Here is an 18,790-nt window from a genome sequence, read left to right as displayed (position 1 = left end):
CGTGGGCGGGGTTTCCTTGGATCAGATCGGGATCAGTGCGCGTGGCCTTTGTCCCAGTCTTCCTGCTTGGGCAGCTGCTCGAACGTGTGTTCGGGCGGCGGCGTCGGCAGGGTCCATTCCAGCGTATCCGCGTATTCGTTCCACGGGTTCGGACGTGTCTCTTTCGCGCCACGGAACAGGGCGTAGAACACGATACCGAAGAACAGCAGGAACGAGGCGAACGAGATAAATGCGCCGATCGACGAAACGAAGTTCCACTGGGCGAATGCCTCGGGGTAGTCGATGTAGCGGCGCGGCATGCCCTGACGGCCCAGGAAGTGCTGCGGGAAGAAGGTCAGGTTGGCGCCGATGAAGAACAGCCAGAAGTGAACCTTGCCCCAGAACTCAGAGTACTGACGGCCCGTCATCTTGCTGAAGTAGAAGTACACCCCAGCAAAGATCGCGAAGACAGCACCCAGCGACATCACGTAGTGGAAGTGTGCCACAACATAGTAAGTGTCATGATAGGCACGGTCGACACCGGCCTGCGACAGAACCACACCGGTCACACCGCCGACGGTGAACAGGAACAGGAAGCCGAAGGCGAATAGCATCGGTGTCTTGAACTCGATCGAGCCGCCCCACATGGTGGCGATCCACGAGAACACCTTGACCCCCGTCGGAACCGCGATGACCATCGTTGCCAGCATGAAATAGGCCTGCTGACGCAGCGACATGCCGACGGTGTACATGTGGTGCGCCCACACGACAAAGCCCAGCACGCCGATTGCGATGATCGCCCATACCATCGGCAGATAGCCGAAGATCGGCTTGCGCGAGAAGGTGGCGATCACGTGGCTGATGATGCCGAAACCGGGCAGGATCACGATGTACACTTCCGGGTGACCAAAGAACCACAGGATGTGCTGATACAGGATCGGGTCACCGCCACCGGCCGGATCAAAGAAGGTGAAGCCAAAGTTGCGGTCCATCAGCAGCATGGTGATCGCGCCTGCCAGAACCGGCAGCGACAGCAGAATCAGCCATGAGGTGACGAAGATCGACCAGCTGAACAGCGGTACCTTGAACAGGGTCATGCCCGGGGCACGCATGTTCAGGAAGGTAGTGATCATGTTGATCGCGCCGAGGATCGAGGAGGCGCCCGATACGTGCACGGCGAAAATCGCCAGGTCCATGGACATGCCGCCTTCGGTCGTCGACAGCGGCGGATACAGAACCCAGCCCACACCCGAGCCGAGCTGATCGTTACCACCCGGGCTGAGCAGCGAGGCAACACCCAGCGAGGTGCCGGCGACATACAGCCAGAAGGACAGGTTGTTCATCCGCGGGAACGCCATGTCCGGCGCACCGATCTGCAACGGCATGAAATAGTTGCCAAATCCGCCGAACAGGGCAGGGATGACAACGAAGAACATCATCAGAACACCGTGATAGGTGATCATCACGTTCCACAAGTGTCCGTTGGGGGTACATGGGTCAGCCATGAAGCCTTCCAGGCACATGTACTGAACGCCCGGGTGCATCAGCTCGAGCCGCATGTAAACGGTCATCGCCACCGAGATCAGACCGGCAAGGGCCGAAACGACCAGGTACAGAATCCCGATGTCCTTGTGGTTGGTCGACATGAACCAGCGCTGGAAAAAGCTGCGCTGATCTTCATGGTCGTGACCGTGAATGGCTGCGTCTGCCATTATAGGTGCCTCCTGTTGCAACTGCACCGCGCAGTCGGACCTCTCCAACGCGCGGGATTCCTGCTGGTTTTAGAATGTGAAGAGGGCACCTTCAATGGCCGAGTTTGATCTGGATCAAGATTAATTGTCGCGGGCACGCGGGCGCCGCACGATTTTCCGGCCTTGAATGTGGGGTATCTGGGCATGGCGGATGAGAATTCAAGCCCGTACTGTCGATGCGGCATGAGCGTTGGCAGAGTTCCGCCTTGACCGTTGCCCGCGCGCGTCTCAGAACTGTGCCAACACCCGCAATCCAGAGGTTTGAGATGGCTGATTACGACCCCGACAATATCTTTGCCAAAATCCTGCGCGAAGAAATCCCGTGCATGCGCGTTTACGAGGATGATGAAACGCTGGCTTTCATGGATATCATGCCGCGCGCGGACGGGCATCTGTTGGTGATCCCCAAAACACCATGCCGCAACGTACTGGATGCCACGCCCGAGCAACTGACGGCGGTTGTGAAAACGGTGCAGAAGATGGCCCGGGCGGTCAAGTCCGCATTCGACGCGGACGGGGTGACGATTCAGCAATTCAACGAGGCGGCAGGCGGGCAGGAAGTCTTCCACCTGCATTTCCACGTCCTGCCGCGCCACGAAGGGGTTTCGATGCGCCCGCCGGGCAAGATGGGGGATTTCGAGCTTATCGGTGAACACGCGAAAAAGATCAGCGCCGCTCTCGCCTGATCATTCGGCGCCATGGGGCCCCATGCATGCGCCATGATCCTGAAACGCGTGCAGCACGGCACAGACATGATCGTGCTGCCCGTCGCAGGCCGCTGCAATTCGGGTCAGTTCAGCCTGGAGGTTTTGCAGACGGGCGATCCGGTCCCGGAGATCGGCCAGTTGTTTTTGGGCAATTTCGTGCGCCCGGTTAAGGTCGCTGCCAGACGCGCCTTCTAGGGACAGCAAGCCCACGACGTCGGCCAGTGGCAATCCCAGATCACGGCAATGGCGAATGAAGATCAGCCGTTTCAACGCGGTATCGTCATACCGGCGTTGATTGCCCGCCGTTCGCTCTGGCTTGGGCAACAGGCCTTTGTCTTCATAGAACCGGATTGTCGGAATTTTCACTCCGGTTCGGAGCGATAAGTCCCCGATCGAATACATTTTTCGGTTTTGACCTCTTGAACCTCTAGTGGCTAGAGGAATTACATGCTCTGGGAAGCCGTAACAAGGGACATGAAACGATATGGCACACCAGCATTCCCACACCGGTCATGGTCACCAACACAACCACAATGATCCAGACGCTGGCGATGCGCGCGTCGCCTGGGCGATTGCGGTGAACATGTTCCTGACATTGGCTCAGGTCATCGGGGGCATCATTTCGGGTTCTCTGGCGTTGATTGCCGATGCGCTGCACAATTTTTCGGATGCTGTTGCGTTGATCATCGCGTTTTTTGCCCGCAAGATTGCACGGCGTCCGGCCGATCCACGGATGAGCTTTGGCTATGGCCGGGCCGAAGTCGTTGCGGCCTTGGTCAATTACACCACGTTGATCGTGTTGTCGGTCTATCTGTTCTACGAAGGCGTCATGCGGTTTTTTGAACCCGAGCCGATCAACGGATGGCTTGTGGTCTGGGTCGCCGCGCTGGCATTGGTGGTCGATCTCATAACCGCTGCTCTGACGTATACTATGGCCAAGGACAGCATGAATATCCGGGCCGCATTCATCCATAATGTTGCGGACGCCTTGGGATCAATCGCCGTGATCGTAGCGGGCACCGCAGTGATCCTGTTCGGCTGGACATGGGTGGACCCGGCGGTGACGATCCTGATCTCGGTCTACATCATGTGGCATGTCAAAGAAGAGATAGGCGAGACGGTCCGCGTTCTGATGCTGGGCGCTCCGCCCGACCTGGAGCCAGAGCAGGTTGCCGCGGCGATCGAAGAAACGGATGGGGTGGCCGAAGTGCATCACGTGCATTTGTGGAGCATGCAGGAACGGCAGCCCGCGCTGACGGCGCATCTGGTCATCGATGCGAACGCGTGGGCAGATGCCGAAATGGTACGGGACAGTGTCAGGCAGACGCTGCAAGTTCGTTTCGGGGTGGGGCATGCGACGCTCGAACTGGAACAGGCCGACCGCGCCTGCGTCGGTTCGTCCCGATTTGGCCATCAGGAAGAATAGCAGTGTCTGAAAGAGAATTGCCGTTCCGATTTGGGGTCGGAACGGCAGACTCGTAACCAAACACTTCTCGGATTTCGAGGGCGAGCCCTGGATCACCGGTTAACATACCACTCACTCTTGATTGGCAGTTCCATATTACTCGTTAACAGGGCCTTTGTATCTACCTGAGTTAAAAAATGCTTAAAGACTTCCATAAATCCATCGAATTCAGGGTTAATTGCCTTACGCATGGGAAACAGAGCCAGCCGGCCACAGGGATTGTTGTTTGCAACAGAGGCGCGCAGCGATTCGCTGCGCAGTGATCGACAGATGGATTCAGGGCGCCACAGGGCCAAAAACGTCTGCGAATGTCTTTTTCAGCGCGGCATCAAGGTCTGCCATCGTTACCGGCAAGCCCAGATCGACCAATGAGGTCACGCCGTATTCGCTGATCCCGCAAGGGACGATGCCGGAAAAATGTTCCAGATCCGGTTCGACATTCACCGAGATTCCGTGAAAACTGACCCATTTGCGCAGGCGCAGTCCAATGGCGGCGATCTTGTCTTCTGCCGGTTTGCCGGTCACTGTCAACGGCTTGTCATCACGCCGAACCCAAACCCCTACGCGCCCATCACGGATCTCGCCTTGCACGTTGAATTCCGCCAGCGCCGAGATCACCCAGGTCTCCAGCTGTTTCACAAACTGACGCACGTCGCGACCACGTTTGTTCAAGTCCAGCATGACATAGGCCACACGTTGACCGGGCCCGTGATAGGTGTATTCGCCGCCGCGTTTGCTTGCGTAAACCGGAAAACGATCGGGGTCGGTCAGATCCTCGATCTTGGCCGAAGTGCCGGCCGTATAAAGCGGCGGGTGTTCCAGCAGCCAGACACATTCTTCGGCTTCGCCATTTGCGATTGCGGCGACGCGCGCCTCCATAAAGGCAACGGCGTCGTCATAGCTGGTCAGACCATCGGTGATTTTCCATTCCATGCCGGTCTCATATCCGTCTGGATCGGTCAAGAAAAGGGGTCAGGCGGCCTCGGACAGGCAACGTTGCAGCACCTGGGTATAGGTTTCAGACCCCTGCGCGCCGGTCAGCAGGTATTTCCCGCCAAAAACCATGGATGGAACGCCTGAAATGCCCCGGCTGGTCCAGAACAGCTGCTTTTCACGCACCGGGGCCATGTGTTCTCCGCTTTCAAGCGCTTGTCGCGCCGTATCCGCGTCCAGCCCGATGGATCGAACAGCCTCCAGCAGAACATCCATATCGGAAACATCCCGCTGCGCTGTGAAATATGCGTCGAACAGAGCCAGTTTCAAAGGATGCTGTCGGCCGACTGATTCCGCCCAATCCAGCAACTGATGCGCCGCGAATGTGTTCACCATTCTGCTGTCATCGTCGAAGTTGAAGGCAAAGCCGAGCTTGGCCCCGATCGAGGTAAGCTTGTCCCGTGCCTGCTGACTTTGCTCGGCGGTCGAGCCGTATTTCGCCATGATATGTTCACGCAGGTTTTGGCCTTCGGGTGGCATGTCCGGGTTCAACTCGAACGGATGCCAGCGAAGCCGGGCAAGGACACCCTGTTGCTGCGACGCCATGTCAAGCTGTCGAAACCCGACAACGCACCAGGGACACACAACATCCGAGACGATATCGATCTGAACGATCGGGCGGTTATCGGGCGGTGGCATTGTGTGGCTCCTGTCAGGTCAATAGCGTGTTGTCCACTGGAGAGATATGCCCGTGGCGAAGGAATTTAAACCACTGCGTTTTTGCCTCTTCACATCGCGCGCACCAACGTCTATACGCCGCGTTACCAAGTCATTGGCAGTGCGGTCGTGGCGGAATTGGTAGACGCGCAGCGTTGAGGTCGCTGTGGGGTAACTCCCGTGGAAGTTCGAGTCTTCTCGACCGCACCAGAAATTCTCGCAAAAAAGTAAGATAGAAAGCGATATCAACGCCTTATCCTTGCAAATCGTCACACATTTCGTCACACATATATGTGTGACGATTCTAGTTGGAGTGATGAAATGGCATTGCCAAGGGTTGATGGAACTATTCAGCTTCGCGGGCGTTACCATGCCAAGATTCGAGTGCCTGAAGCTATCCGCAAGCATTGGCGTGGCAAAGATGTCTATCAGAAAAGCCTGAAAACATCGGACCCAAAAATCGCCGAAAAGGAAGTTCGGGCCATCCGCGCGATCATGGATGCTCAGCAGGATCAAGCTAAGGCGGAGGATGGTTGGCGGGCATTGGCCCGACACTTGCCGCCAGACCAAAAGGCGTTGCTGGACAAAGCGGGCGGATTGTCCGGGCTTTTGGGTGAGTTCGAGCAAAGCAAGAAAGCGTTGGCATTCTTTGAGGCTGGAAAGCCCGCTGACGCGGGCGCATTCGACGTCGAGGTCGGGCCAAAGGGCGCGCCCTCAAAGGTACTGATTAACGAGTTTGCCGACCCAGAAGAGTTACAGATACAGCAAGCAGAGCACTACGCCGCGTCAGTGGCGCTACGCGCGCAGACAAACGCACGAGGCAGGGTATTGCGCCAGATCGGGCAAGACGTTGATCTTGACGGCGACGTGTTCAGCTTGCGCGACCTGATCGAAGATTGGGCACCGTCCGTTGATGCGCATACAGCAGAAAACGGGCGGACATACGTTCGGCGTTTCACTGAATTACATGGAGAGATTGGATTACTGGAAATTACTGGCGCTCACCTGCGAGAGTTTACCGACGCGCTCAAAGGTCTTCCCAAGGTCCAGAGCGGTAAACGCCGTGATATGACCGTTCAGCAGCTTATTGCAGATGCCAAGAAGACCGGGGCAGACACCATCAGCTATGCAACCCAAAAGAAATACTTCGACATGCTCAAAGGACTTATGTCTCACGCTGTAGGGCGTCGGTTTGTCGAAGCCGACCCTTGGGCGGGCATGAAGCTGGTTAAGCCCAAAGTAAAGCATAGCGCCGAAAAAGCCCGCCGCGCCTTCACGGCGGAAGAGGTCGGTAAAATATTGGAATTCGTCAAAGGATCGAACGCGGATCAATACGGAAGCACGACCGTAGACCGCTGGGCACCGTGGATTGCCGCGTACCATGGGTTGCGAATTCAGGAGGCTTGCCAACTGCGAACGAATGACTTCAAAGAAATCGGCGGCGTCTGGTCAATGAAAATCACTGATGAAGGCGAAGACCAAAAAACTAAAAACGCTGCCTCCGTTCGTTGGGTGCCTGCCCATCCCGCTCTGATCGATGCCGGATTGCGTGGCGTGGTCGAAGCCCGACCGGCTGACGCCTTCGCATTCAACCAATTTGGGCGGTACGCGAAGAAGCTGGAGGAAATGACGCCGGACACTCGTGGACGCGTTAGCGCCGACTACGGCAAGCGGTTCTCATATCTGCTGCGCACTAAGCTGGGAATCAAGGACCCCAAGGCGGTCTTTCACAGCTTCCGCCATCGCTTTCAGGACGCCTGTGACAACGCCAACATTTCTGATGCGCATCGCCGCTACCTGACGGGCCGCGCCAACAAGGATGCTGTTGAGGGTGGCTATGGTGATGGCGCTGGGATGAAGTACCTGTTTGACAGCTTGAAGCAGGTTGACCCTCTTGCGCGCTAGGCTGGTTCAGCGCAGCGACGGTGCTATCGGGATTACTATGGGCAGAGGTCTAGGGGCATCTGAGGAACTGCAAAACACGCTTGAATGACGCGCCTGAAGATTTGGCGATCCTTCGGGAAGCGCTGGATGCTGTTGAGTATTGGTGAGTGCCCGCGTTAGCGGGTAGCTTCTAATTCGCACCCTAAGTGGGACAGGCTACCTTTGAAACTCGGCAATTTTCATTGCGTAGGAGTACTCAGGAGGATGCCTTTTGGAGGCCTCGCCGCCGATTGCTGCTGTGATTGCCTTGAATGATTGCAATGCAGCTTCTTTCCCAGCAGATGGGATTCCCCCAGAAAAATACGCCGATCCGATAGCTGGGATACCTTCTCTCCAAAAGGACGCTCCAGCAGACTTAAGCGTCCTCTCGGGCGCTTTTCTTACAGCCTCTTCCAGTATTCTTGCTTTCGGTGCGAGCTTTAGCATTGTTTCATTCTCCGCCCAGCGAATTAGGTCCGCATGATCGGAATCGCTAAATCGCTCAAACGCACCCGTCGAAATGTCAGAAATGACGGACAAGTAAGCAGCACGCTCTTCGCCGAATGTCTCCTTCAGTCGTTCGAGTTCATCAGTGGCTAAAAGATCGAAGTTGATATTTGGTAGCATGATATCCAAGCCGACAGCCGCAAGAGAAAGGGTCACCGTGGTGGCGTTCAGGCTGTTATCTGAAAGATAAGCTTTGTTCACTAACTCACTGTCAGAAAGAACGAAATCACGTGTAGGTGCACGGATTGGTAACTTGCTCTCGTCAGTATTTTCATCCCAATCTATCTCACGCATGCACACCAGACGTGGCATGTTTTCACTGTCGGCTCTTTCCGGCAGTAGTTCTTCGGCTGACAGGAGGTCTCTCTGAGTTGCAGTCAGGTTATCAGGGTCAATTCCGATCTTTAGTAATGCCTCGCGCTTGCTCCAATCGCTTTGCACGTAGAATAGCGCTGGAGCGCATTCGTCAGCCACAAGGTAAACGCAACTATAGAACCGTTTTCTGAGTTCGGTGCTGTCCCCTTTGTTGTCTAGTAAAACGTGCTGAAACATTCGTGCCACGATCCCTCGATTTTCGAGCAGTTTCCCGCAGGCTTGCAGGCTTTTTCCATTTTACCACTTTCTTATAGGTCAGAAATGCTGACCTTGACCCATTTTTACGGTTTTCTTGCTTTGTTCTCAGCTCAGGCGCATAATACACACACAACAGGATGAATGATCCAAAGAAAACTTTCTATATTTGTGAGTAGGTTAACAAGTGCTGACAGTAAGTCAACTCGATCTGGCCCATGCGGTCGGGCTAACTCGAAATACAGTAACAGCTCGGACGCGTGGGCTGAAGTACACCACGGAAGCAATGGGCGTGCGGCTCTATAGGTTGGCGGATGTTTTGCCGTCTATCAAGCCGAGAGAAAGAGGTGCTGTTCCCGATCTTTTCAACGCTGCTCGGAGTGATGGCGAAGAGCTTTGGGTGGGTGATAACGCCGTTGCCCGTGCTCGCTGTTTGGAGAGATGGTTACAGGGTGAGCGGGTTGAACGTCTGTTTGGCGCAAGAGTTGCATTCACCAATGCGCTCGCGCTGTCTGTACAGTCTTCCGTGCTCTTTGAACACTTAGAGGCGTTGAGGCTCAAGATTGTTCTAACTGACCCGGTTCTGCGTTGGACCGTCCTTGGCGATGCTGACGCGCTACCGCCGTTTGAACACTGGTCTGTGCCGTACGCAATTACTAACGCCCGATACGAAAATCTCTATGAAAAGGAGGCCGCATAGTTGAGCGACCCAAACGAAACTTTCCGCGACATGGTCGCTACTGACCCGGTTATGCGGGACCGCTGGCTAAGCACGCGTGAGCGTGCCCAGCAAGTAGCTAGTCAACTCGGTGTCACAATCGACTCCGATGATGACTTGATCGCGCTTCCGTCAGTCCGGTTGGCCGTTCTGGCCGACGACTACAATGCCGAGCAGATGCTGAGCGAGATGCAGACCATTGAAACAGTGAAGGAACAGGTCAGGCAGCGAGAACTGCGCGAGGCATTGCAACAGGGCGAGGAAGACTCGCATGCCGAACTTAACCGTTTGCCGCGCTTTCAGCGCATGGCACGTGCCCGCGAACTCGGGCTAATTGGTGCTGCGCCTGCGAATGATCCGTCATCAGTGGCAGACGAGGCTACTTTGCTTCGTCGTTTGCTAACCCTCAGCCCGTCCGAGAGGCTCGCCAAGGCGCGTGCGTGGGGGCTGGCATGACCTTGAACCAGATTGAGTCCGTCATTCGGGAAGATCATGGCGGCGCTTGGTGGGCACTGTTCCACCTTTCTGGCGAGGGATTCTTATTCCTTCCTACGGGTCACAAGCTTACGGCGCGCGCATACGGCGAGATTAAGCGCCGCTTCGGTGCAGGGGGATCGGATCACCTGACGAAGGAAGAACGGTTGCGTAACCGCCTGCGGTGGAAGGCAGATCAAGCATGACGGCTCTTCCACCAGACAAATCAATTTTCGCTGGTGGCCCGTTGCCGCCACCAATGACCGCCACTCAACAGAAACGGAAATTGGCACGCGATGCCAAATGGAACGATGCCCAACTGCTACGCGCGCGCATGTCGGATCAGGAACAGGCTGAAGAGCAAGCACGGCTAGAGTTGGAAATTCAAGCTTATTTGGAGGCGCTCAATGAAGCGGCATAGCGACATGGAACGGGCACGTACACAGTACTTCCGACGCATTGCATTGTGGCACGCTGCTTATCAAGCAGCGCCAACTTACGAGAGATTTCGTGAGAACATTGGAGCAATCGAACGGGCGATTGCGGCCCAAATAGAACGCGAGTTTGAGGCCTATTCCTGACAGGCCGGGCCCCCGGTGGCAAAGCCCACTGTACCGCCGGAGACCTAATAATCAAACTGACTATGGAGAACAAAAGATGCAGGCATTTCACAACGGGCGCTTGCCCGAAACGAAGATTTTTGACCGACATGGACGGCGCAAGCGCGGAGATGATGCGCTGGCTTATGAGGCTTCCTCCATGTTGCAGGGCGTCGTCAATCGGTATCCACGTTATCGTTCCTGTGGTGGGCTGAACGTTTCCTTTGATTGGCTCAAGGCTCACCTAGATGATGATGTCAGCCTTACCACTCGAGTACTGACCTCCGCTGGCTTCGTACCCGGTGAAGATGGAAAGTGGTGTTGGCGGCAGGGCGCTTGGCCGATTTCAAAGGTGGTCAACATGGAGTCGCTCGGCGACGCGCTAGCCGATGTTGTCGATTTTCACCGTCCAGTATTGACGGATTGATTCGGTCGGGCAACTTTCACCCAAAACGCGAAATTGAGCTTCAAGCTGAGTTATTGAAATTGCTTTTCAACTTGAAGCCCAAATTGCGATTTTAAGTGAAACATCAAAATAAGCTTCAAGCATAACTTATTGAATAAAAACAATAAAAATCACGAATTTTCTTGCCTCAACTTGAGCGTGCGGCATAGCTTCCACTCACAACAGCCCCACTAGAAGGAGGAACGGAATGGAAGAAATCATCGTGCTGGCTCACCTGATCAAGGAGGAGTCGGAAAAGGAAATGACCCAGAAACAGCAGGACGAGCTTGCAGCGCTTTCAATGGAGTTGATCTGCCTTTTGGGCACTGCTGAAGCAGCATAACCGAACGGGCCGCGTCAGCGGCCCCAACACCAGAAGGGATAAAAATGAAACACTGACCAAAGGAGAAAAGATGGCAGAGACCAAGAGCACAGACGTCACGATTATTGGCAACGCCCGCATGACTAACGGCGCGCGCAAGGTGCTAAGTGAACTGACGCAAAAGCAATGCGATGCGATTAAGAAATGCGAACCTCTGACGTATTCAGCCACGTTGGAAAAGAAATGGAAGGCAACTCCGCAGACCTTCGACCTTGCCGCTATGCTGGCGGGCTTGATCAAGAGTGGTGAAGGCGAAGTCGTGATCCGCAACTTCATGAATACGATGAAGGTCCACTGGCCTGCATTGGACTTGAGATACCTAAGGGATATCAGGGGCGCGGTAGACACTATCCTCGACGCTGACAAGCGGTCAGCAGCAAAGGGTGATGACACGAATGTAGTAGATGAGGATGACTTTCAGGCTCACTGCAACTACGCCCTGACCACAATTGAGCGCGAGAACCGTTGGACGCCGAGCATATTCCAGCGCGACGGCAAGTGGGTCGAAATCCAGAGATCGGGTGAGGATCAAACGGCAACCGTTGTAGAGCTTGATCGGGATACGTTCTCAGCGAGATTGAACATGGCGACGTTCTGGCGCAAACGTGTTGGCGACGGAACGTCCTTTCGGTACGTCAGCGCGCCCAAGGATGTTGTGAACCAGATTTACGCGCATCCTGAAAAGCCGGTCCCTGAACTACGCGCAGTTATCAGCGCGCCCATGTTCACCGCAGACGGCGAGTTGGCGATTACGCCTGGCTATCACAACTCGGGGTATTATTACGCTCCTCCTGCTGGACTGAGCGTTGCCCGACCACCGCGTCGGATTACGGAAGAACATCTTGCGGAAGCGCGTGAAACTCTTATGGACATTCTTTGCGATTTTGAGATGGACGGCGTTAGCCGTGCGGAACTGGAAGATGCTGTCTTGCGTATGAGCGGAGAAATAAAGTGGGGAAGCGGTGAAGGTGTGACCGCAGTCCCGCCGTCCTTCCTGTCTGCCGTTGGTTTCATGCTGGAACAGATCGTGCGTCCGATGATCGATGGTCCAGTGATGCCGTTGCTCATCTCCAAGACTGCCAGACGGGCCGGTGGTGGCTTGTTGGCAATGGTGATGCAGACAGTAATTCGTGGTTCCGCTGGAGTGCGCCCGCTTGCTCGGAATGAAGATGAAAGGCGCAAGGCCATTCTGGCCGCACTCAAGTCCGGTTCGAGTGTTATTGCTTGGGATAACTTGCCCACTGGTCGGACCATTGATTCACCAACTCTGGCGACGCTCTTTACTGAGGGTGTCTATGTGGACCGGGAATTGGGAAACAGCATTGAACGCAGTATTCCAGTTCGCGCGTCCTTTGTGATGATTGGCAACCGTCCTCCGTTTAGCGACGAATTGGTGCAGCGGCTGACGCTATTGGAGCTTGTGCCGCAGACTGCGTCACCGGAAACACGCTCAGGTTGGAAGCACGGCGACCTGCCGACCTACGTTCAGCGCAACCGTGGGCGCATCCTTAGCGCGTTGTTGGTTTTGGTTAAGCATTGGCTGGATAAGGGTCAGCCGGCACCAAAGCACCCGCCGGTGATCGGGAGATTTGAACGCTACCGCCATGTGATCGGCGGCATTCTCGAAGCGGCATCATCTAACTGGACAAGTTGGCAGAGCAATCGCGCCAAGTTGGAAAAGGTGGCAAAGGACGGCGAAGAGGATGGTTGGTCTGTGCTTTTCGAGAAGTGGGCCATAGATCGCGGAACCGGTCTTGGCGGGAAGATCGAAGCCCGTGATCTTGCAGATATCGCACAGGAGTACGAAATTCCGTTGGATGTAGCCCGCATTCGCGATGGTGGACAGTTCGAATATAACCCCCGCTCGCTAGGCAAGGCCCTGCCGGGAATGCTGGAGCGTATTTTTGATCTGGGTGAATTCGGTAACGTTTCGCTCTTGCAGTCAGACAAGCGTGGCAATGGTGGTTATCCTTGGTATCTCAAGCCTGTCGAGACGCGTGGGGCAACGGAAGTCGATGAACCTGCGCCCGTGGAGAACGCAAAGCCGCTGACGCGACCAGTGGAAGAGCGAACCAATGTGCCCCCTCTTTCACGATCCGAATGGAAGCGAATGACCCGACAGGAGCGCGCAGATTGGGCCAGCCTGACTTCAGATGAAAGACGCGAACGAACCTTGGAAATTCGAGCGAGGGCCAACAAGGCAGCATAGCAGAAACCAGTTTTCCAATTCGTCGAAGGCCGCGTCAGCGGCCTTTTGCGTTACTGGCGGTGTCGCATATTGTTAGCGAGGGGGCGTCAGCCCCCTAATACGGTTCAAATACGGCGCTTAAACGGCCCAAATACGGTATAAATAATTCAATAATTACAGTGAATTAGGTGGGGTACCGTTTTTACCGTATTTGTTTACTATACCGAACTGCATACTAAATCGTCTTTCATAATCAAATATTCGATTCAGAGGGGCGTCTTGGCCTCGAAAGTCGCGCCAAACACGGTGATTTAGGTTAAGCGGCTGAATTATCACCACTTTTCGACCGTATTTCCCGACCGTATTTGAGCCGTTTGTCGCATTGAAGCTACTTCGAAGGGAACAGAACGGGGAATTGGCCTTGGAGATATGCCGCCAACAACGTTGCCGCTACCGCCGATGTGACTGCGATCAGCCAAGATATGGCGTTCGCAGCAAACACCCCCCTTGGTTTTGGCACCAAAGAGATCGCCGCGTGTGGAAGAAATCGCATGTGCAACCAGTTTACACTTTGTATGATTAGCAAAACACCAATCATGAGAATTGCCCTATCTCTCAAGGTCGACAAACTCGGTAGGTAAACTAAGGCCCCCACAAACAAGACTTGGTTGATGCCGAAATTGAGCTTTTTGAATTTCGTTGTGTTGGTTCTTTCCAGAGGTCTTGTGTAGCGTTTGAGCTTTTCAACCATCCCAAGTACCCAAGCTTCATCGGCACCTTGCACCATCACCATGTTGACATGCTGCCCAAACTCCACGGTAGCGACGCGATTCACTCCGTTAGTCTCTGGTTGCTGTACGTAGAGTTTCACTAGGTCAGCTTGCTCAGCCGCCAAGTTAGCTGATCTAAAGTCGCTGAGCAGGCGCGTTTGCTCTGTTCCGGAAGCGATAGTTACAACTACTTCTGAAGACGTGAAATCGTCTTGCATTGCCTCAGCCAGATCGATGATCTGTTGCCTGTCCAAAGCAACGGCTTCAAAATTGTGGCGCGCAGTATAGATTTGGCTAGGTTCTGTTAAGTCAGTTCCCTTAGCGTTTTCAATGCTTTCATGAGGAAAAAGGACGAAGGTTCCACTAGACCCTATATCAGTATGCCACTCGCCCTTTAGTTGGCCCTTTGAGTCGAGCACGGCAGAGGCTGTCAGTTTGCCGAGTTCCGTGCCTTCGATCTCTTTTTGCGGTTGCCCGCTCATCTCTAGTTTGAAGCCATCGAACGAGCCATCAACGCTGTAGACAGTCAACCCATAATCTGGGTCATTAAGGTGCAATGCGCCGGAAAGCGAACCGTCTTCACCTTCGAGTTTTAAAAACAGATTTCCAGTATTCGTACCGTAAGCTCTTCCTGCCCAAAGTTTACCTAGTGCCAATTCTCACCTCAAAGACAATGTGCTTCATTCAATAGTTGGAGCGTCGGAGATCGGTTGCGACAGACCTTGTACGACCGAAACTAATGCAGCGGCTGTGGCAGCGTCTGACATCTCAATTGCATCAATTAGCCTATCCGTAGTTTCTTTCTGGCTCTCGCGCAGGGCTTCTAACTCGCTGCGAAGGTCAGCTACTGACTGCTGCAAGACGGCAGTGTCAGGGTCCTGCATAACGTACGTGCCAAGGAACTGCGCACCCAGAATTACGACTGGGACAAGCACAGCCATCCATACTGCCTGACGCCCAACGCTGATCGCTTTGTCTGCAGATTCATCGTTTTTCTCTGCTGCAGCCTCAAACTTCTGTAGAAAAGCAGCAGCGGCTTCTTGCAACCCAGTAGCAATGGTCGCGGATTCTCTGGCGATAACCTGAAACTGGCTAAATTGGCGCTCTATTCTCTCAAGACGTTCGTTTGTCTCAATAATTGGGTTCTTGAGGTCAGGAATACTAATGCCGCCAAGCGGTTCGGCAAAATCTACGGACGGCTTCGCCAAGTCTTCAATTACTCGATGTTGTCTTGCAATGTTCTTTGCCAGATCAGCGAGCTTTTTGTTTCCCTTGGCCGAGGTTTGAAAGGAATCTAGTTGTTGGCGGATATCCTTCATTACAGGGCTTTCAGTGAAACGCTTCATTGCGTCCTTCGCTGATGAGACGTTGTCGAGCATTTCTTTATATTTTTCGCCTTCCGAGAACTGCCCAAGTAAATCCGCTTGCTGCGACTTCATTGCAGCGCCATGCTTAGCCATAGATTCTAAAGCTTCTTTAGTAGCGGGGTTTAAGCCAACACCTGTGCCGCTGGTTTTGACTTTCGGAAGACTGGTGTCTGAAGCGCCAATTTTGGCTACATCGATCCCTTGATTTCCGTTGCTGTTATCTTTTGTTTCGTCCGCCATATACCAAAATTGCTCCGCTATTCCCTCCAACATACACTATATAGTGTGCTTGAGCAGATATTCCAGTCTGCGCCAAGGCAATGACAACTCGTAAGGCAGGCAAACAAGGCCTGTCGGACGCCGTCGCCGACGAAAAATACAACAACGATAGGTCAGCTATGTTTTCGTTAAGTAAACGATGCCCGCCTGTGAATTTGCTCATCAAACGAAAAAATAAGTGTAAAATATTGAAAAGAAGCGAAAATCATGCGTTTCGGATGATACAAAATGGCGTGACAGTAAAAAGGCCGTTTCGAAATCCTACGTAACAAATGCTCTCCGCCACCCAACCGCCGATTGGCATGGCTTGAGAGATAGCTTGCCGCACAAGATTCAGCGAAATTGACGGAACAGCTATTACGGACGTCCATTTTTGCAACTCTGAAAAAGTTGCATAGCTCGTTAACTAGAGATTAACAAAAAGGCAGCGTTTTCCGACACTGAGGTGCCGAACTATTTTCATATAAACGATTGAAAAACATAGCGAATCGACTGGCAGTTCTGTTATAAAATGCACAACCAACGATGCCATTTTATATGAGGGTAAGCATGACCAAGAAATACGTGATTTACCGGCGAGTCAGTACTCGTTCCCAAGGTGAATCTGGGCTTGGCCTTGAGGCTCAGGACCGCGATATTGCCCTCTTCCTCGATAACTATTCGGACGTTCCTTTTGAGGTTCTAGGCACCTTCACAGACGTTCTGAGCGGCGCTGACGCGCATCGCCCGGAACTACAGAAAGCCATCGCATTGGCGAAATCTGCGGGGGCAGAATTGCTTGTTAGCAAACTTGACCGCCTATCGAGAAAAGTCAGTCAAATAGCGGGCTTGATGGACGATTCAGCGCTGAAAATTAGGGTTGCAAGCATGCCAAATGCAGACAAATTTCAACTGCACATTTATGCGGCCTTGGCTGAGCAAGAACGCGACTTCATCAGCCTTCGAACCAAGCAAGCACTTGCCGCCGCCAAAGCCCGTGGCGTGCAGCTTGGGGGCCTACGCGACAAGACCATGAAGCGCAACGAGGCGGCGAAGGAAGCCGCTGACGCGGCTGCTAAACGAGTGGCGTCCATCATCGTTCCAATGCGGGAATCCGGTGCATCTTTTAAGAAGATCGCAGATGCACTGAACGCCGCAAATGTGCCGACACCACGCAGTAAGCAATGGGCTGCTATGAGCGTCAGAAATGCGCTGAACCGCCTTGCTGCAGCATAACCTGATATAGCCGCTCGCAACAGCCACAGAATTGCTCGCTAAGCGATGTCAGGTGCGGCGGGGGTCGGCTAAGGCACCTACAAATAGAGCCTCAGGGGACCCGTCAGGGGGGGTATGGGTGGGGGTCTCGCAGCGGCGTAGGGACTGTCAGTGCCTGTGCAACCCAATTTTGCAACTGTAGTTGCATTCGACAGAGACGTGTGTGTTAACTCCACCAAAAACTGCGAGCGCGGCCTCGTATGAGCGCGTGAAAGAAAGGCGAAGAAGGAACATGGACGAATTTGAACAAGAACCATTTGTGGATGCCGTATTACAGGAAAACCCTGAGCCAAGATGTCCAGTCCTATTGCTACTGGATACATCCTATTCGATGAGCGGCGCGCCAATTTCTGAATTGAATGAAGGATTGGCAACGCTTCGCGAAGAATTGTTGGCCGACTCGCTTGCATCAAAACGGGTCGAATTGGCTATGGTAACTTTTGGCCCGGTTGAAACCCGAAGTGAGTTCGCGACCGTTGACCATTTCTATCCAGAAACACTTGAAGTTGGCGGAGCCACGCCAATGGGAGAAGCTATCGTTACCGGGTTGGAAATGCTACGCGCGAGGAAAGATCACATCCGGTCAAATGGCCTCAAGATATTCCGGCCTTGGGTGTTCCTCATCACTGACGGTGCCCCAACGGATAACTGGGACGAAGCAAAACGCCGGGTCCATGAGGGCGAAGAGCGGAAAGAGTTCATGTTCTATGCCGTGGGCGTCGACCAGGCGGACATGGGTGTACTCGGGCAGATCGCGACACGCCAGCCGCTCAAGCTTAAAGGGTTGGCCTTCAAGGAATTGTTCCAGTGGCTTTCCAGTTCGCTGAGCGCTGTTTCGCAATCCAACCCCGGCGATCCGGGCGTCGCGCTCGCAAACCCCACCGCCCCAGACGGCTGGGCTGTAGCGGAATAACCCCATGGATTGGCGGTGGGCTGCTGCGTCAGAAGTCGGCACGTCCCATATTCGGAATGGCGACAGGTTGCAGGACGCCTATGCCGTTTCGATGATGCGGGGCGATAGTGTATTTGCCGTTGTTTCAGACGGTGCTGGAAGTGCAGAATTTGGCGCATTTGGCGCATGGCTTGTCTGCCGTACGCTGAAAGTGCTCTTTCGGGATTGGTTCCGTGCAAATTCAGAACTTCCAAGCGACGAATTACTTGCGGATTGGATTGATGAAGTTCGGGACAGAATTGCCGCCGTCGCAGAGGGTCGACAGAGAAAGCCTCGCCAATTCGCATCCACATTGGCGGCGGTTGTTTCAACACCAGACGAAACCCTGACTTTGCATATCGGAGACAGTGCCATTGTCGGACGGCGCACCGAAGATTGGGACGTTCTTTGCTGGCCTGAAAACGGGGAATACGCTTCAACGACATATTTTGTGACTGATGATCCCGAACCCCGTCTCAATATTGCGCGCTGCGCGCGCGAGCACGACGCCTTCGCCTTGTTTTCTGACGGCATTGGCGACCTAGCACTTTCGCACCAAGATCAAACCGCATCGCCTCAGTTCTTCAACCCTATGCTGCGCCCTGTTGACGCCGCACCCGGTGCGGGGAGGTTGCCTGAGTTGTCCGCGAAGCTGGGCAGCTATCTCGCTGGGCAGGCTATCTGTGAACGCACTGACGATGACAAAACGCTCATTCTCATTTCGGGGGTTTGACCGTGCAAGAAATAGTAATCGGAAAGGACCGCGTTTCCGTCGCCGAACTGATTGGTAAAGGCGGCGAAGGCGAAGTCTATGCGATTAGAGGGCGAGCC

General features: G+C 54.1%; 20 protein-coding genes and 1 tRNA gene. 14 read left to right on the top strand and 7 right to left on the bottom strand.

Annotated elements, in window-relative coordinates; genetic code table 11:
• Positions 1–32: 32 nt before the first annotated feature.
• A complete protein-coding gene (gene ctaD, locus GS611_RS05975; protein ID WP_170346621.1) occupies positions 33–1,691 on the bottom strand; it encodes a cytochrome c oxidase subunit I in 1,659 nt (552 codons plus the stop codon).
• Positions 1,692–1,996: 305 nt separating this feature from the next.
• Between ctaD and GS611_RS05970 the strand changes: the two genes are divergently transcribed.
• Entirely contained in the window at positions 1,997–2,416 is a 420-nt protein-coding gene (locus GS611_RS05970) for an HIT family protein (RefSeq protein ID WP_171228527.1), read from the top strand.
• Here the strand turns inward: GS611_RS05970 and GS611_RS05965 are convergent, their stop codons facing one another.
• A complete protein-coding gene (locus tag GS611_RS05965; protein ID WP_171633240.1) occupies positions 2,417–2,839 on the bottom strand; it encodes a helix-turn-helix domain-containing protein in 423 nt (140 codons plus the stop codon).
• An 82-nt stretch (positions 2,840–2,921) separates the two neighbouring features.
• Between GS611_RS05965 and GS611_RS05960 the strand changes: the two genes are divergently transcribed.
• The gene (locus GS611_RS05960) at positions 2,922–3,863 is read left to right on the top strand and encodes a cation diffusion facilitator family transporter (protein ID WP_171633238.1); all 942 of its coding nucleotides are present in this window, start codon (positions 2,922–2,924) and stop codon (positions 3,861–3,863) included.
• 315 nt (positions 3,864–4,178) lie between these two features.
• Here the strand turns inward: GS611_RS05960 and lipB are convergent, their stop codons facing one another.
• Together lipB and GS611_RS05950 are read right to left on the bottom strand one after the other, a co-directional pair.
• Complete coding sequence (gene lipB / locus GS611_RS05955; RefSeq protein ID WP_171633236.1) at positions 4,179–4,835, bottom strand: lipoyl(octanoyl) transferase LipB; 657 nt, start codon at positions 4,833–4,835, stop codon at positions 4,179–4,181.
• A 39-nt stretch (positions 4,836–4,874) separates the two neighbouring features.
• Positions 4,875–5,534 (bottom strand): DsbA family oxidoreductase, encoded by a 660-nt coding sequence (locus GS611_RS05950; protein WP_171633233.1) that lies wholly within the window; start codon positions 5,532–5,534, stop codon positions 4,875–4,877.
• Between the two features lie 141 nt (positions 5,535–5,675).
• On the opposite strand from GS611_RS05950, the gene GS611_RS05945 reads away from it, so the two are divergent.
• Both GS611_RS05945 and GS611_RS05940 read left to right on the top strand, forming a co-directional pair.
• A tRNA-Leu gene (locus GS611_RS05945) sits at positions 5,676–5,762 on the top strand.
• Positions 5,763–5,873: 111 nt separating this feature from the next.
• On the top strand, positions 5,874–7,457 hold the full coding sequence (locus GS611_RS05940; RefSeq protein WP_171633231.1) for a site-specific integrase: 1,584 nt from the start codon (positions 5,874–5,876) through the stop codon (positions 7,455–7,457).
• Positions 7,458–7,652: 195 nt separating this feature from the next.
• On the opposite strand, the gene GS611_RS05935 is transcribed toward GS611_RS05940, so the two are convergent.
• Positions 7,653–8,534, bottom strand: coding sequence for a hypothetical protein (locus GS611_RS05935; RefSeq protein WP_171633229.1), 882 nt, complete (start codon positions 8,532–8,534; stop codon positions 7,653–7,655).
• Positions 8,535–8,739: 205 nt separating this feature from the next.
• Between GS611_RS05935 and GS611_RS05930 the strand changes: the two genes are divergently transcribed.
• From GS611_RS05930 to GS611_RS05905, 7 genes are all read left to right on the top strand, one after another.
• Complete coding sequence (locus tag GS611_RS05930) at positions 8,740–9,252, top strand: hypothetical protein (protein WP_171633227.1); 513 nt, start codon at positions 8,740–8,742, stop codon at positions 9,250–9,252.
• The gene (locus GS611_RS05925) at positions 9,253–9,726 is read left to right on the top strand and encodes a hypothetical protein (protein ID WP_171633225.1); all 474 of its coding nucleotides are present in this window, start codon (positions 9,253–9,255) and stop codon (positions 9,724–9,726) included. It begins immediately after the preceding gene.
• Positions 9,723–9,950, top strand: a complete 228-nt coding sequence (locus GS611_RS05920) for a hypothetical protein (RefSeq protein WP_171633223.1) — start codon at positions 9,723–9,725, stop codon at positions 9,948–9,950. Before GS611_RS05925 ends, GS611_RS05920 begins: the two co-directional genes overlap by 4 nt.
• Positions 9,947–10,165 carry a hypothetical protein gene (locus tag GS611_RS05915; RefSeq protein ID WP_171633221.1) on the top strand — a complete coding sequence of 73 codons (219 nt, stop codon included), beginning with the start codon at positions 9,947–9,949 and terminating at the stop codon, positions 10,163–10,165. Before GS611_RS05920 ends, GS611_RS05915 begins: the two co-directional genes overlap by 4 nt.
• A gap of 236 nt (positions 10,166–10,401) precedes the next feature.
• The gene (locus tag GS611_RS05910) at positions 10,402–10,770 is read left to right on the top strand and encodes a hypothetical protein (protein WP_171633219.1); all 369 of its coding nucleotides are present in this window, start codon (positions 10,402–10,404) and stop codon (positions 10,768–10,770) included.
• Positions 10,771–10,996: 226 nt separating this feature from the next.
• A complete protein-coding gene (locus GS611_RS21260; RefSeq protein WP_256419281.1) occupies positions 10,997–11,131 on the top strand; it encodes a hypothetical protein in 135 nt (44 codons plus the stop codon).
• A gap of 70 nt (positions 11,132–11,201) precedes the next feature.
• Positions 11,202–13,379 carry a hypothetical protein gene (locus GS611_RS05905; RefSeq protein WP_171633217.1) on the top strand — a complete coding sequence of 726 codons (2,178 nt, stop codon included), beginning with the start codon at positions 11,202–11,204 and terminating at the stop codon, positions 13,377–13,379.
• A 367-nt stretch (positions 13,380–13,746) separates the two neighbouring features.
• On the opposite strand, the gene GS611_RS05900 is transcribed toward GS611_RS05905, so the two are convergent.
• Both GS611_RS05900 and GS611_RS05895 read right to left on the bottom strand, forming a co-directional pair.
• On the bottom strand, positions 13,747–14,784 hold the full coding sequence (locus GS611_RS05900) for a hypothetical protein (protein WP_171633215.1): 1,038 nt from the start codon (positions 14,782–14,784) through the stop codon (positions 13,747–13,749).
• Positions 14,785–14,808: 24 nt separating this feature from the next.
• Complete coding sequence (locus GS611_RS05895; protein ID WP_171633212.1) at positions 14,809–15,735, bottom strand: hypothetical protein; 927 nt, start codon at positions 15,733–15,735, stop codon at positions 14,809–14,811.
• A gap of 588 nt (positions 15,736–16,323) precedes the next feature.
• On the opposite strand from GS611_RS05895, the gene GS611_RS05890 reads away from it, so the two are divergent.
• The 3 genes from GS611_RS05890 to GS611_RS05880 all read left to right on the top strand — a co-directional run bounded on the left by GS611_RS05890 (position 16,324) and on the right by GS611_RS05880 (position 18,692).
• Positions 16,324–16,989, top strand: a complete 666-nt coding sequence (locus tag GS611_RS05890; protein WP_171633210.1) for a recombinase family protein — start codon at positions 16,324–16,326, stop codon at positions 16,987–16,989.
• A 271-nt stretch (positions 16,990–17,260) separates the two neighbouring features.
• The gene (locus GS611_RS05885; RefSeq protein WP_171633207.1) at positions 17,261–17,941 is read left to right on the top strand and encodes a VWA domain-containing protein; all 681 of its coding nucleotides are present in this window, start codon (positions 17,261–17,263) and stop codon (positions 17,939–17,941) included.
• Positions 17,942–17,945: 4 nt separating this feature from the next.
• Positions 17,946–18,692: a PP2C family serine/threonine-protein phosphatase gene (locus GS611_RS05880; RefSeq protein ID WP_171633204.1), complete on the top strand. Its 747-nt coding sequence runs from the start codon at positions 17,946–17,948 to the stop codon at positions 18,690–18,692.
• The last annotated feature ends 98 nt before the right edge of the window (positions 18,693–18,790 follow it).

Source organism: Ruegeria sp. HKCCD6119 (assembly GCF_013110585.1).
Classification (GTDB): domain Bacteria; phylum Pseudomonadota; class Alphaproteobacteria; order Rhodobacterales; family Rhodobacteraceae; genus Ruegeria.
This window is presented reverse-complemented; position numbering and strand designations above follow the sequence as displayed.

What these genes read in the sequence shown, in the direction of transcription:
- GS611_RS05970 (WP_171228527.1), top strand. Translation starts at nt 1,997, where the DNA reads ATGGCTGATTACGACCCCGACAATATCTTTGCCAAAATCCTGCGCGAA.
- ctaD (WP_170346621.1), bottom strand. Translation starts at nt 1,691, where the DNA reads ATGGCAGACGCAGCCATTCACGGTCACGACCATGAAGATCAGCGCAGC.
- GS611_RS05940 (WP_171633231.1), top strand. Translation starts at nt 5,874, where the DNA reads ATGGCATTGCCAAGGGTTGATGGAACTATTCAGCTTCGCGGGCGTTAC.
- GS611_RS21260 (WP_256419281.1), top strand. Translation starts at nt 10,997, where the DNA reads ATGGAAGAAATCATCGTGCTGGCTCACCTGATCAAGGAGGAGTCGGAA.
- GS611_RS05910 (WP_171633219.1), top strand. Translation starts at nt 10,402, where the DNA reads ATGCAGGCATTTCACAACGGGCGCTTGCCCGAAACGAAGATTTTTGAC.
- GS611_RS05960 (WP_171633238.1), top strand. Translation starts at nt 2,922, where the DNA reads ATGGCACACCAGCATTCCCACACCGGTCATGGTCACCAACACAACCAC.
- GS611_RS05935 (WP_171633229.1), bottom strand. Translation starts at nt 8,534, where the DNA reads ATGTTTCAGCACGTTTTACTAGACAACAAAGGGGACAGCACCGAACTC.
- GS611_RS05920 (WP_171633223.1), top strand. Translation starts at nt 9,723, where the DNA reads ATGACCTTGAACCAGATTGAGTCCGTCATTCGGGAAGATCATGGCGGC.
- GS611_RS05915 (WP_171633221.1), top strand. Translation starts at nt 9,947, where the DNA reads ATGACGGCTCTTCCACCAGACAAATCAATTTTCGCTGGTGGCCCGTTG.
- GS611_RS05885 (WP_171633207.1), top strand. Translation starts at nt 17,261, where the DNA reads ATGGACGAATTTGAACAAGAACCATTTGTGGATGCCGTATTACAGGAA.
- GS611_RS05950 (WP_171633233.1), bottom strand. Translation starts at nt 5,534, where the DNA reads ATGCCACCGCCCGATAACCGCCCGATCGTTCAGATCGATATCGTCTCG.
- GS611_RS05890 (WP_171633210.1), top strand. Translation starts at nt 16,324, where the DNA reads ATGACCAAGAAATACGTGATTTACCGGCGAGTCAGTACTCGTTCCCAA.
- GS611_RS05880 (WP_171633204.1), top strand. Translation starts at nt 17,946, where the DNA reads ATGGATTGGCGGTGGGCTGCTGCGTCAGAAGTCGGCACGTCCCATATT.
- GS611_RS05905 (WP_171633217.1), top strand. Translation starts at nt 11,202, where the DNA reads ATGGCAGAGACCAAGAGCACAGACGTCACGATTATTGGCAACGCCCGC.
- lipB (WP_171633236.1), bottom strand. Translation starts at nt 4,835, where the DNA reads ATGGAATGGAAAATCACCGATGGTCTGACCAGCTATGACGACGCCGTT.
- GS611_RS05895 (WP_171633212.1), bottom strand. Translation starts at nt 15,735, where the DNA reads ATGGCGGACGAAACAAAAGATAACAGCAACGGAAATCAAGGGATCGAT.
- GS611_RS05965 (WP_171633240.1), bottom strand. Translation starts at nt 2,839, where the DNA reads ATGTATTCGATCGGGGACTTATCGCTCCGAACCGGAGTGAAAATTCCG.